Origin of the sequence: Brevibacillus sp. SYP-B805 (assembly GCF_011059135.1) — a bacterium.
Taxonomy (GTDB): Bacteria; Bacillota; Bacilli; order Brevibacillales; family Brevibacillaceae; genus Brevibacillus_F.
Window position 1 is genome coordinate 58,836 of record NZ_JAALGD010000010.1, and the last position, 13,242, is coordinate 72,077.

The 13,242-nt window shown below is 52.5% G+C and carries 13 protein-coding genes; 12 read left to right on the forward strand and 1 reads right to left on the reverse strand.

Annotation, left to right across the window (positions count from 1 at the left end; genetic code table 11):
• The first annotated feature begins 44 nt into the window (after window positions 1–44).
• The 12 genes from G3578_RS13300 (at window position 45) to G3578_RS13355 (ending at window position 12,978) form a co-directional block, all read left to right on the forward strand.
• Entirely contained in the window at window positions 45–440 is a 396-nt protein-coding gene (locus tag G3578_RS13300; protein WP_165213445.1) for an ATP-binding protein, read from the forward strand.
• A complete protein-coding gene (locus G3578_RS13305; RefSeq protein WP_165213446.1) occupies window positions 370–1,944 on the forward strand; it encodes an ATP-binding protein in 1,575 nt (524 codons plus the stop codon). Before G3578_RS13300 ends, G3578_RS13305 begins: the two co-directional genes overlap by 71 nt.
• A 70-nt stretch (window positions 1,945–2,014) precedes the next feature.
• Entirely contained in the window at window positions 2,015–3,142 is a 1,128-nt protein-coding gene (locus tag G3578_RS13310) for a glycerate kinase family protein (protein ID WP_165213534.1), read from the forward strand.
• A 156-nt stretch (window positions 3,143–3,298) separates the two neighbouring features.
• Entirely contained in the window at window positions 3,299–3,976 is a 678-nt protein-coding gene (locus G3578_RS13315) for an MgtC/SapB family protein (protein WP_165213447.1), read from the forward strand.
• A 187-nt stretch (window positions 3,977–4,163) separates the two neighbouring features.
• Complete coding sequence (locus G3578_RS13320) at window positions 4,164–6,233, forward strand: BglG family transcription antiterminator (RefSeq protein ID WP_241254617.1); 2,070 nt, start codon at window positions 4,164–4,166, stop codon at window positions 6,231–6,233.
• Window positions 6,234–6,245: 12 nt separating this feature from the next.
• Window positions 6,246–6,521 carry a PTS sugar transporter subunit IIB gene (locus G3578_RS13325; protein ID WP_165213449.1) on the forward strand — a complete coding sequence of 92 codons (276 nt, stop codon included), beginning with the start codon at window positions 6,246–6,248 and terminating at the stop codon, window positions 6,519–6,521.
• 6 nt (window positions 6,522–6,527) lie between these two features.
• On the forward strand, window positions 6,528–7,790 hold the full coding sequence (locus tag G3578_RS13330; RefSeq protein WP_165213450.1) for a PTS ascorbate transporter subunit IIC: 1,263 nt from the start codon (window positions 6,528–6,530) through the stop codon (window positions 7,788–7,790).
• A gap of 285 nt (window positions 7,791–8,075) precedes the next feature.
• Window positions 8,076–9,176 (forward strand): iron-containing alcohol dehydrogenase family protein, encoded by a 1,101-nt coding sequence (locus tag G3578_RS13335; RefSeq protein WP_165213451.1) that lies wholly within the window; start codon window positions 8,076–8,078, stop codon window positions 9,174–9,176.
• Window positions 9,167–10,276 carry a histidinol-phosphate transaminase gene (gene hisC, locus G3578_RS13340; RefSeq protein ID WP_165213452.1) on the forward strand — a complete coding sequence of 370 codons (1,110 nt, stop codon included), beginning with the start codon at window positions 9,167–9,169 and terminating at the stop codon, window positions 10,274–10,276. The genes G3578_RS13335 and hisC overlap by 10 nt, the downstream gene beginning before the upstream one ends.
• Window positions 10,277–10,302: 26 nt before the next feature.
• A complete protein-coding gene (locus G3578_RS13345; protein WP_165213453.1) occupies window positions 10,303–11,307 on the forward strand; it encodes an ABC transporter substrate-binding protein in 1,005 nt (334 codons plus the stop codon).
• A gap of 92 nt (window positions 11,308–11,399) precedes the next feature.
• A complete protein-coding gene (locus tag G3578_RS13350; RefSeq protein ID WP_165213454.1) occupies window positions 11,400–12,197 on the forward strand; it encodes an ABC transporter permease in 798 nt (265 codons plus the stop codon).
• A gap of 1 nt (window position 12,198) precedes the next feature.
• Entirely contained in the window at window positions 12,199–12,978 is a 780-nt protein-coding gene (locus G3578_RS13355) for an ABC transporter ATP-binding protein (protein WP_165213455.1), read from the forward strand.
• 53 nt (window positions 12,979–13,031) lie between these two features.
• Here G3578_RS13355 and G3578_RS13360 read toward each other — a convergent pair whose 3' ends face one another.
• Window positions 13,032–13,211, reverse strand: a complete 180-nt coding sequence (locus G3578_RS13360) for a small acid-soluble spore protein H (RefSeq protein WP_165213456.1) — start codon at window positions 13,209–13,211, stop codon at window positions 13,032–13,034.
• Between the last annotated feature and the right edge of the window lie 31 nt (window positions 13,212–13,242).

Genomic DNA, 13,242 nt, shown 5'->3' on the forward strand with positions numbered 1-13,242 from the left:
TAGAAGGAAAAATAAGGATTGTGATGCGGGGGATTCCTGAGCCAATGATCTTTCAGAAAGTGAATATCTCTTCAGAAGATGATATTTATTTTGCGCTAAGCATCGTTCGTCATTTTATGAAGCAGCTCCCATTTTCCGAGTCGGATCAACAGAAGATTTTTGTGAGTGTTTCGGAGTTAACCCGAAACGTGTTGGATCACGCCTGCAGCAAAGGGCTTTTTTATTGTGAACTGATTGACCAGGGAATACGTTTTATCGTAACGGATGAAGGGCCAGGAATCCTCAATGTGGATGAAGTATTAAATGGCAAAAAGCGATCGTCGTCGCGTGGATTGGGACTCGGATTGTCCGGTGTGAAGAGATTGATGGATGAATTTCAGATTGAGACTTCTACGAGAGGAACGAAAGTCGTTGCGACCAAATGGGCAGGAAAAAAATAAAAAAGCACCTCAAACAGATAATACATTAAGCCGCCTGGCTTCCATCGGTCAAATAGCAGCGGGAATCGCACACGAAGTGAGAAACCCGTTAACAGCGGTAAAAGGATTTTTACAATTGCTGCAGGAAGAGGTTTCCCATAGTTATTTGGATATTGCTTGCTCAGAACTGGATCAGGCCATCGCCACGCTGCAAGATTTATTACAAGTTTCCAAGCCTGACTTGGAAGACGAGCCTTATATTGCCATTAATCTTTGTTCAGAATTGGAGTCTTTGCTTTATTTGTTTCAGGATCAAATCTATCGGGTTCAAATTGTTAGGAATTTTCGTAATAGTGATGAGATCATCTATGGAAAACGAAATCAGTTAAAGAAAGCGTTTTTTAATCTTTTGAAAAATGCATTCGAAGCCATTCCCGATAAAGGGATCATTACCATCGAACAATACCGTGTAGGCGACTTCGTTTATGTCGTCATTTGTGACACAGGGGTCGGTGTACCAAAAGAAAAGCTTCAACTGCTTGGAACCCCTTTCTTTACAACGAAAGATGAAGGCACGGGCATGGGGCTAACCCAGGTGTTTTCGACCATCTACCAACATGGCGGCACCATCGATGTCAAAAGCAAAGAAGGAATCGGAACGACATTTACCATTCAATTTCCAACTGAAATTAGGGAACAAATAGGAGTGATTGATTTGGATCTGCAATATGTCAAGGGTCAAAGTTTTAAAGAATATTTTTTGCTGAATCAGGATCGCTTTAAAGAGTTATTTGCTGGCGAAACGAAGGATATTAATCAATTGATGGATGACTCCATGCAAAAAATCAATCTGCATGACATTTTTGATAAAATGGCAAAACTCCTGGTGGAAGATCGGCAGCATGAACTGGTTATGCTCGCGAAGGAACTCGGAAAGATTGGGGCCAAGAATGATGTTCCTTTGGTCATCAAACTGGAAATGCTTCAGGCGTTTCGCAAGGTGTACTGGAACTTTTTACATAACTATTACAAGCATGTTGGGCTTGATATGGAGGGCGTTTTTCAGCTTGGTATCAAAACGAATTTTATCCTGGACCATTATATTTTCCATTATTTTTCCAGTTACATCGAATACAAGGATGAACTGCTTCGTTCCCATCGTGAAACGATTGATGATTTGTCCGTTCCCATCATTCCTTTATCCGCTTCGATGGCGGTGCTGCCCATTGTTGGCACATTGGATACCTATCGGGCGAAAAAAGTTCAGGAACGCACATTAAATCAAATCGCCAGCCTGAAAATACAAAAAATTATTATCGATTTGTCAGGTGTCGCGTTTATGGATACGGCTGTGGTGGGGCATTTGTTTCGCATCGTAGAAGGAATTGGTTTGCTCGGATGCAAAGCGATTGTGACAGGGATTCGACCGGAGATCGCGAACACCATGATCGAATTGGGGATCGCCTTTACGGAAAAGGTTGACACCAAGGCAACGCTGCAGCAGGCCTTGGAGGAATATCAGTAAAGAAGCGATTGCGTTGGCCGGCGAGCAAGACCGCATCGCCACATGAGGAAAGGAAAGCGAATGAATGCCCATGAAGTTTCTGATGGCGCCTGATTCATTTAAAGAATCCATGACCGCCCAAGAAGCGGCTGCGATCATGAAACAAGCGGTTCTGCGCGTCGATCCCGCAGCGGAAGTCGTGCTCATGCCTGTGGCGGACGGCGGCGAAGGAACGCTTGACGTATTGGTCGAGGCAACCGGCGGCCGAACCTGCCATGCCGAGGTGACGGGGCCGCTCGGGGAACCTGTATCCGCCAGGTATGCCATCCTGGGGGACGGGCGGACGGCTGTCGTCGAAATGGCGCAGGCAAGCGGGCTTCATCTGGTCCCCCCCTCGAGACGGAATCCGTGGCATACCACCACCTATGGCACCGGCGAACTGATCAAGGCGGCGCTTGACCATCCGATTGACCAATTGATCGTGACGATCGGGGGAAGCGCAACGAATGACGGAGGGGCCGGCATGCTGCAGGCGCTCGGGGCCGCCATCCTTGATGGAAAAGGGGAGCCCCTTGGCTATGGGGGAGGGGCCTTGGAACATATCGCGGCATTGGATTTGAGCGGTCTTGATCCCCGGCTGCAGCGCGTTACGTTGAAAATCGCCTGCGACGTAACCAATCCGCTGATCGGTCCGAGAGGGGCAAGCCTGGTCTTTGGTCCGCAAAAAGGGGCTTCTCCCGACATGGCAGCGGCATTGGACGCCAATCTGGCCCGCTTTGCGGATGTCATGGCAAGGGCGACGGGCAACAGGCTGCATGATGTTCCTGGCGCGGGTGCAGCCGGCGGTCTTGGAGCGGCGCTGCTTCTGTGCGGGGGAACCCTGCAGCCCGGAATCGATTTGGTGCTGGACGTTCTTTCCTTTGAGGAAAAGCTGGCCGGCGTCCATTATCTGTTTACCGGTGAAGGGAAAATTGACAGTCAGACCCCGGAAGGAAAAGTGATTGCAGGGATTGTGAGAAGAGCGGGCAAGGCCGGTGTCCCTGTGGTTGCGTTTGCCGGGGGAGTGACTTCCGGGTACGAGAGCATGTATGAACAAGGATTGCTGTCCGTACACAGCATCACGCTGAAACCATGCACGCTGGAAGAAGCTATCCGCAGCGGACCGGATAACCTCCTGCGTGCCGTAGAAAATATCGTGCGCTTGCTGCAATCAAGATGAAATCAGGCTGTAGAAGAGAACCAACTCGACAGCCTGTTTTTTATGGCCATGGAACGTGCTGGAGGTCTCTGACACAAGTTTTTCCAATTTCGGTTGCAAACGGCTGAATCCTTGGTATAGTGAAACAATAAGTTCATATGGGGAGAGGACGAGACAATGGCCTATGACTTTTTGTATAAGCTGGGTATAGCCTTGTTGCTTGGTCTTCTTATCGGGATCGATCGGCAGTTGAAAAGCAAGCCGTTGGGCGTGAAGACCAGCATGGTCATTTCCGTGGCAAGCTGCCTGATTACGATGGTATCCATCGAATCCGTCCATCAGTACGCTTCACTTGGTCATACCAATATGGATCCCATGCGGTTGGCGGCCCAGATTGTGAGCGGTGTTGGTTTTCTTGGTGCCGGTGTGATCTTGAGGAGAAACAATGACGTCATTTCCGGGTTAACCACAGCATCCATGGTATGGGCTGCCTCCGGTTTGGGGATAGCCGTAGGGGCGGGCTTTTATGTGGAAGCGATCACGGCGAGTGTGCTGATCCTTGCAGCCATTAACGCGCTTCCCTATTTGGTCAGGTTGATCGGGCCCAGTTCGTTGCGAAAACGGGAATTGAGCGTCAAAATCACCGTTCAGGCAAATGAAGAACTCAATGGCATCTTTAAGGAGATCAAGCGTCTCGGCATGGCGATCAAACGGGTGAAAGTCAGAGATATCGAAAACGGCCTCCAAAAGCTCGAAATGTACATACTGGCACCGGAGAAGGTCTACACAAGCGATGTGTATGCATCGCTCAAGACCGTGAAGCATGTCGTCTCTGTTGAAGTGGAAAGCAGATAAACCGCCATTTTCCCGGGTCCCCAATAGGGGCCTCTTTTTGTTTATGAGCCCAATCATTGCACAAACCGGTTGGATGAATTCGGTCTGACTGTCATCAATAATCTATAGTAAAGTGACATATAGAAAGATCAGCCTTCGATCTTCGATGCAACAAGTTGTGCATGATTTTGTGCTAAAGGTGGCCACCATGTTAGACAAAAGAACAATGCATATGTTGCAGTTTCTTGTGCAATCCCGGCGTTACGTGTCGATCAAGGATCTGATGGAGCATTTTTCCATCTCGCGCAGAACGCTGTACTACGATATGGACAAAATCAACTACTGGCTGAAACAGGCGGGATTGCCGCCCGTGCCGTACATCTATGCGAAAGGGTTTTACCTGGATGAAGCCAGCAGGCAAGCCATCGCGCAAATGACCGGGGAAGCGAAACCGGTTGTCCACTCCCTGCGGGCACGCGAGAGGCAGATGTATTTGCTGCTGTATCTGCTGGTGACCAAGGAACGCATCACCACCCGCGAATGCATGGAGAAGACGGGTGCCAGCCGCAATACGATCCTGCTTGATATCCGGCAGATCAAAGAGGAACTGAACCCGTACGGCCTGGCCTTGTCTTACTCGCAGGGGAAAGGCTATGAGATCGTCGGGGATGAAATGGTCAGTCGCAAGGTGTGGAGCCATTATGCACAGTTCCTCCTTCACAATGGGCATGAACCGCTGCTGCATGAGCTTCTTCAGGAAGGGCATGGGGAAGTTCCGTTTCCCGAGACCATTCATCAGTGGCTGGCGGAGTGTGAAAAACATCTGCAGCTGCAGTTTGCCGAGGATGCGATCAAACAGTTGGGCTATCTCTTCTCGTTTACGGTAAAACGGGTGATGGCGGGGCATCTTGTCCGCTTTCCACCAGGACAGGTCAAGCACGTGAAGACGACCCGGCATTATCGCGTCATCACCTCCCTGGAACGTCTCGTGCACACCGTGCTGCCGGAGCATGAAAAATGCTACATGGCCACCTTGTTGCTAAGCGCCAAGGTGAACGAATTCGGCCCGTCGATGCAGCACAATGAAATGCCTTTTTTACAGGAAGCCATCAAAAAAATGGTGGATCTCTTTGAAATGAGGGCGTGTGTGGCATTTGACCAGCGGGAGGAGTTGGAGCGGAACCTGTACATTCATCTCCAACCTGCCTATTATCGGCTGATTTACAACATGGACGCCGCCAATCCGTTAACAGGGGTGATCCAGCAGCAGTATCGCGATATTTATGAACTCACCAAAAAATGTATCGCGCCGCTGGAGCAGGTGGTGGGCAAGCCGGTCAACGAAGACGAATTGGCGTATATTACCGTTCACTTCGGCGGCTGGATGCGCCGGCAGGGGGTCACCGTTCGTTCGCCCAAACGCGTCCTGCTGGTTTGCGCCAACGGGGTGGGAACCTCCCGCATTCTGGCCCAGCAATTGGAAGGACTGTTTTCCAATATTGATCTGATCGGACCGCTTACCCTTCGGCAATACAAGCAGTTTCAGGAAGATGTGGATATGGTTATTTCCACGACGAACATTGAGAACCCCAGACATCGGGTCATCTTTGTTCAACCGATACTAACGGATCGCGACAAAGTTCATTTGCTACAAGAGATGGATGCGATTTCCCAAAACGCTCCTGCCACGATCACGGCGCAAACCATTGTGGACATTGTGAAGAAATATACGGCGCTCAAAAACGAAGCTCAGCTGCTTGAGGAAATCAAGCAGGCACTGCAGCAACAACGGACCGAGAAGCATGTCAGGAGGGAGCGAAAACCGGTGTTAGACGAGCTGTTGCGCGACGAATGCATACAACTGAAGGACCAGGTAAGCGATTGGAAAGAAGCCATTCGGGTAGCTGCCGAACCTTTGTTGGAGAACAGGTCGATTACGGAAGAGTATGTACAGGCGATGATTCGGAATGTGGAAGAGAACGGACCCTATGTGGTCATCGCTCCCAAAGTGGCGCTGCCCCATGCCAGACCGGAACAAGGGGTGAACCGGATCGGGATGAGTTTGCTTCGGCTGAAGAAGCCCGTCTCCTTCTCGGAGGAGCTGGATCGGGAAGCGCAGCTGATCATTGTGCTGGCCGCCGTGGATAATGAGACGCACCTGAAAGCATTGTCCCAGCTGTCGATGATGCTCTCCGATGACAACAATATCGACCGGCTGATCGCGGCCGATGAGAAGGAAACCATCCAACACTTAATTGCAACCTATTCCAAACAATAGGAGGAATGAAGCATGACGAAGATTTTGGTGGTATGCGGAAACGGCTTGGGCAGCAGTTTCATCGTGGAAATGAATGTGAAAAAGATTCTGGCGGAGATGGGGGTACAGGCGGAAGTGTCGCATACCGATCTGGCCACCAGCAAAACGGAGCAGGCAGACATCTATCTGGGCTCCAAAGACATCGTGGGCCAACTGGAAGATGGCAAACGGTGCGTGATCGGCCTGCAGAACATTTTGAACCAGCAAGAGATCAAGGAAGCCCTGCAACAATACTTCACGAAAGGGTGATCAACCATGCTCGATCTCATCATGAAAGACATACTGGGCACGCCATCCATCCTGGTAGGGTTGTTCGCGTTAATCGGGCTGCTGCTGCAGCGGAAAAGTGCGGCTGATGTCGTCTCCGGTACCTTGAAAACCATCATGGGCTTTTTGATCCTGGGAGCGGGTGCCGGCATTCTGGTTGGCGCGCTGGGCGCGTTCGGGAACATGTTTGACCAGGCGTTCCACATCCAGGGGGTCATCCCCAACAATGAAGCCATTGTAGCGCTGGCTCAGCAAACATTTGGTGCGGAAACCGCCATGATCATGCTGTTCGGTATGATCGTCAACCTCTTGCTGGCCCGCTTTACGCCATTCAAGTATATTTTCTTAACGGGCCATCATACGATGTTTATGGCGTGCATGATTGCGGTGATTTTATCGACAGGCGGCGTGAAGGGCTTCCCGCTGGTGCTGGTTGGTTCCCTCATCCTGGGGGCGTTGATGGTGCTGTCTCCGGCCATGCTGCAGCCCTATATGCGCAAAATCACGGGTACCAATGATATTGCCATGGGCCATTTCGGTTCGTTCGGCTACCTGGTGGCCGGATTTGTCGGCAAAGTCATCGGGAATCCGGAAAAATCGACGGAAGAGATCAAAGTGCCGAAATCATTGGGCTTTTTGCGTGATACATCGGTTTCCGTCTCGCTGACGATGTCCATCCTGTTCATCGTGGTTGCGCTTGCGGCCGGGCCGTCCTTTGTGGAGGAAAAGTTAAGCGGCGGTCAAAATTATCTGGTGTATGCGATTTTGCAAGCGATTACCTTTGCGGCCGGTGTCTACATTGTCCTGGCGGGGGTACGGATTCTGCTGGCGGAGATTGTGCCGGCCTTTAAAGGGATTGCCGACAAGGTTGTGCCCAATGCCATTCCGGCGCTGGATTGCCCGACGGTGTTCCCGTTCGCGTCCAATGCCGTCGTCATCGGGTTTTTCGCCAGCTTTGCAGCCGGCCTTGTTTCCATGTTCCTGCTGCCGGTATTTGGCCTGAAAGTGATTGTGCCTGGGCTCGTCCCCCACTTCTTCACCGGTGCGGCAGCCGGCGTCTTTGGAAACGCGACGGGCGGACGACGTGGCGCCATTGCCGGCTCGTTTGTGAACGGCCTGCTGATCAGCTTTTTGCCGGCCATGCTGCTGCCGGTCCTGGGTTCCCTTGGGTTTGAAGGAACGACATTTGGCGATGCGGACTTTGGTATCGTAGGCATTATTCTGGGGAAAATCATCGCCCTGTTTCATTGATCCTAAAGCATAATTCTTGACGAAAAAAGGCTGGGGGCCCCCGCCGACAACAGCGTTAGCTCAAGTCGGCGGGGTTTTTTATATATCCAAGCGGACAAAAATAGATTACAATAAAGAAACGCGGCGTCAATATTGCGATTTTTCTGGATATACGTATGGGAAGAAAGGGCGGTGTGATTATTGCCGTCCGGCGGCAAGTATTGACAAACGGCCGCTTCCGTCATAGAATGACAAAATATCGCATATTAATTCATTTTTGTGAATGAAATTTCAGGTGATGTAAAAATGCATACCGTTCCCGGGCCGGCGAAATATGTCCGGCAAGCGGAGCTGCTGAAAGAGATCGGCGCCTATCTCAAGGAGTTTGGCGAAAAGGCGCTGTTGATAGGAGGAAAGACCGCCTTATCCGTCATCGAACCAACCATTCAGGAGAGCCTGGCACGATTCGGCCTGGAGCGGGTGGGTGCTGTTTGGTACGGGGGCGAATGCTCTTGGACAAACATTGACAGATTGACCGCAGTCGTCCGTGAGCGGAACCCGCAGGTGCTTGTGGCCGTCGGGGGCGGCAAGGCGATCGATACGGTCAAAGCGGTAGCCTTTGCCGCCAAGCTTCCCGTTGTCGCGGTTCCTACTATTGCCGCCACCTGCGCGGCGGCGACGCCCATCTCCATCCTGTACGATGACGAGGGCACCTTTATCGAAATCAGCCATCGCTCCAAAGCCCCCGATCTGGTTCTGGTGGATACGGATGTGATTCGACGCGCGTCGTATCGTTTTCTCTCCGCCGGGATTGGCGACACGCTCGCGAAATGGGTGGAATCCTCCGCGTCTGTGCGCAAGGCCCGACCAACGGCGTTCAATCGAAGCGCGGTCACGTTAGCGGAAGAGATCTATCGATTGCTGCTGGAAAAAGGGCCTGCCGCCATCGACGCCGTCAAAGAGGGAAAGGTGGACCCATCCGTCGACGATGTGATCGACAGCATCATCCTGTTGAGCGGAACCGTCAGCGGCTATGGCGGGGATGATTGCCGGACAGCGGCGGCCCACGCGATCTATTCCGGGCTGACGATTTTCCCTGAAGTGCATGAGACCTATCACGGAGAGATTGTGGCCTTCGGCATTCTGGCCCAGCTTGTCATGGAAGGCAGGAGCGAAGAGACCATTCGCCAACTGATCTCCTTCTATCAGAAGGTTCACCTGCCCTACACGCTGGAGGACATGGGGATTGTCGCTCTTTCCCCGGAAGAATGGGAGCGATTGGGCCAGGTTACGGTCGAGATTGAGGATATGCGAAACATGCCTTTTGCGGTGACGCCTGACATGGTGGTGCAGGCCATCCAGGGGGCCGATCAAATCGGAAGGCGGGTAAAGCAGTCATGCAGCTAGACAAAATGGTACGCACGGTGTACCCCAACCTTACGCCTTATACCTGCCAGCTGGCAGACCTGCCGGTGGAAGAGATCAGGCAGGTGCTGGGGCTGGATAAGGTATACAAGCTGTCGTTCAATGAAAATCCGTTGGGTCCTTCCCGCAAAGCCCTGGAGGCCATGCAGGAAGCCCTTCTCCAGTTGAATCTGTATCCCAGCTCAAATGGCGAATCCTTGTTGAAAAGATTGGCCGAAGTGGAAGGGGTTCTGCCGGAGAACATCATGCTGGCAAACGGCGCGGACGAGATGATCCTGCTGGTTGCCCAAACGTTTTTGGAGCCTGCGGACGAGGTGATTATCCCGCAGGTGACATTCGTGCAATATCTGGCAGCCACGCATCTGATGGGAGCCAAGCCGGTGTTTGCGCCGATGAAGGAAGATCTCCGCATCGATCTGGAAGCGGTTCTGGATCGGATCACTCCCCGGACGAAGCTCGTTTTCTTGTGTAATCCCAACAATCCGACGGGGACCGTCATCCCTGCCCGCGAGCTGGAGGCTTTTCTTGACCGGGTTCCGGAACATGTGCTGGTCGTGGTGGACGAAGCCTATCACGAGTATGCAGAGGGGGACGGGTATCTCTCCTCCGTGGAATATGTGAAGCGGCATAAAAACGTGTTTGTCATCCGGACGTTCTCCAAGATCTATTCGATGGCGGGCGCCCGTATCGGCTACGGAATCGGACAGGCCGAAGTCGTCGATGCGGTCAACCATGTCCGGCCGCCATTCAACGTAAACGGCGTGGCCCAGGCAGGGGCGCTCGCCAGCCTCGATGACGAGGAACACCGGGCGGAGTCCCGAAGGATCAACGCGGTGGGCAAGCAGCTGATGTATGCAACATTTGAAGAGCTGGGCATGAAGTATCTGCCGAGCCAGGCAAATTTCGTCTGCGTGGATACGGGTCGAGACAGCAGCGCCCTCTTCGACCGGCTGGCCGAACGGGGCGTGATTGTGCGAAACCTGTCCGGCTACGGGCTGACGACCTCTCTGCGCGTTTCGATTGGCCGTCCGGAGGAAGTGGAAGCATTTGTCCGGGCGTTGAAAGAGATCATTCTGGCATGAAGAGCAAGAGAACAGGGGGAAAAGCAATGAAAAAGGTAATGCTTCTGTTGCTGTCGGTGCTGTTTTTACTCGGGGTGGTCGGCTGTGGCGCGTCCCAGCAGGCCAACCAGGCACAGGGGGGCGGCTCGGCGGCAAAAGCGCCGCTCAAGGTAACGCTGCCGACATGGACGGGATATGGTCCGCTCTTTTTGGCGAAAGAGAAAGGTTTTTTTGAAAAGCATGGCATTAATGTGGAATTATCCATCATTGAAGGATTGGCAGAGCGCAAGCAAGCCCTGGCAGGCGGACAGGTGGACGGCATGGCAACCGCATTGGATGTGCAGGTGACGCTGGCCGCCGCAGGCATCCCGATGCAGGTCGTATGGCTGCTGGATGATTCCCACGGGGGAGACGGCATCATCGCGAAAAACGACATCAACACCGTGGCCGATTTGAAAGGGAAAAAAGTGGCGTTTGAACAGGGGTCGACCAGCCATTTGCTGCTGCTGACCGCATTGAAACAGGCCAATTTGACCGACAAAGATGTGGAAATGGTGCAGATGTCGGCGGGCGATGCCGGGGCAGCCTTTGTAGCCGGTAAAGTGGATGCCGCTGTCACCTGGGAACCGTGGCTGTCCAAAGCTTCGCAGGCAAACGGCAAGATCCTGCTGTCGACCAAAGAGCTGTCCGGTATCATTGTGGACACGGTCGGCTTTAAAAAGGATGTCATCGAAAAGCGTCCGGATGATATCAAGGCCTTCGTCGCCGCCATGGCGGATGCGATGGACTACTGGAAGCAGCATGAGGAAGAATCCAACAAAATCATGGCCCAAGGGCTGAAAATTGACCTCAGCGAATTTACCGGAACCGTGCCGGGGCTCAAATTTTTCAACAAGGACGACAATAAACAGCTGTTTGGCACAGACGGAAACAAGGGAGATATCTACAACTCCACCAAAAATGCGGCTGATTTCTATGTCGAACAAAAAATCATTGACAAGGCGCCTGCCGCGGAAGATGTGTTGAATCCGACGTTTGTGAACGGACTGTAAAGGAGGGCCCGACCAGGGCCTTCTTTTCTCATGTTTGCCCGGTGAGGGTTTTCTTCCCTGCAAAAGATTTCGAACCGAATGAGGGATGACCGATGTGGAAAAATGTCTTTACCCCAAAAAAGGAGATTGCCAAACCGGTTTACACGGGGGCGGGGATTGTGACCTTCCTCTTGCTCATTGCGGTCTGGTCCGTGCTGAGCTACGGGGGATTTGTCAATCCGCTGTTCCTGCCTTCTCCAGACAAGATCCTGAAAACGGCCGTCTCGATGTTCCAAAGCGGAGAGATTCTGGGCGATATCGGCATCAGTTTTTCCCGTGTGGCCCTCGGCTTCCTGGTGGCGGCGCTCCTGGGCGTGCCGCTGGGCATGCTGATGGGGACGCTGCGGATCATGGAGGGGGCTTTCGAGCCGATCATCGGGTTCATCCGGTATATGCCGGCTTCTGCCTTTATTCCCTTGTTTATCTTATGGATCGGCTTGGGCGAAAGCGAGAAGATGACCGTCATCTTCTTCGGAACCTTCTTTCAGCTTACCTTGATGGTCATGGATGTCACCAAAAATGTGCAGAACGAATTGATCGAGGTTTCCTATACGCTGGGGGCCAGCAAGCTTCAATTGTTTGGCAAGGTGATCCTGCCCGCCTCCCTGCCCGGGATCGTCGATACGCTGCGCATCACCTTCGGATGGGCGTGGACCTATCTGGTCGTAGCGGAGCTGGTCGGCGCCTCCGACGGGCTTGGTTTCATGATCATGCAGGCTTCCCGATTCCTGAAACCCGAAAAGATTATCGTGGGCATCATCATCATCGGGCTGTTGGGATTGATGACGGATTTGCTGTTCAAAGCCATCTATCGAGCATCGTTTTCCTGGATGAGAAAGGAAGGATCCTAAGATGACGCCGAAGTTGATCGTTGATCAGGTGGGAAAGGTATTTTCGACGAAGGCCGGAGAAGTCGTGGCGCTGGATCAAACCTCTTTTTCCGTGGAAGAAGGAGAATTTGTCACGATTCTGGGTCCGTCCGGCTGCGGAAAGTCTACCATCTTAAGGGTGGTTGCCGGATTGGAAGAACCGACGTCGGGCCGTGTGTATCTGGACGGCAAGGAGATCAAAGGGCCGGGTCCTGACCGGGGAATGGTGTTTCAGTCGTATACGCTGTATCCGTGGTTGACCGTGGAAGAGAACATCGCGTTCGGTCTGCAGTTGAAAGGAACCCCCAAAGCCGAGCAGCGGGAAGTGGCCCATCATTATCTGGAATTGATCGGATTGAAGGGGTTTGAAAAGCATTATCCCATCCAGCTCTCCGGCGGGATGAAGCAGCGGGTTGCCATTGCCCGGGCTTTGGCCAATGACCCTGAAATCCTGCTGATGGATGAACCGTTTGGCGCCCTTGATGCGCAGACGCGTGCCATCATGCAGGAAATTCTGCTGAAGGTATGGGAAGAATCCAAAAAAACCATTCTGTTTATCACGCACGATGTGGAAGAAGCGATATTCCTGGGCGATTCCATCTACGTCATGACGGCAAGGCCGGGACGGCTGAAGAAGAACATCAAAGTGCCGCTGCCCCGTCCGCGCGATTACCAGAACAAGCACACTGCCGAGTTTCTGGCGTTAAAGCAGGAACTGCTCGAACTGATTCGCGAGGAAAGCATCAAGGCTGCGAAAGCGTAACAAGGAAGAAAAACCTCCCGTGGCGGAGGTTTTTTGATTGCTGGAAGCCTGATTTAATGTTCCTGCAAGCTGCTGACGGGAACGGTCTGTTCATTCGCCGGTTGGTCAAGCGGATAGATTCTGGCGGTTTCATTCTTTTCATCCACATGCTGGATATAGATGGGAACCCCTTCATAGGTGACGTTTGCCATCACGGGGGAAGCCGCGATTTCTTTGGCCCGTTGTGTGTTCATGCAAGAGAACCTCCTTTGTGGTTGATCGTTA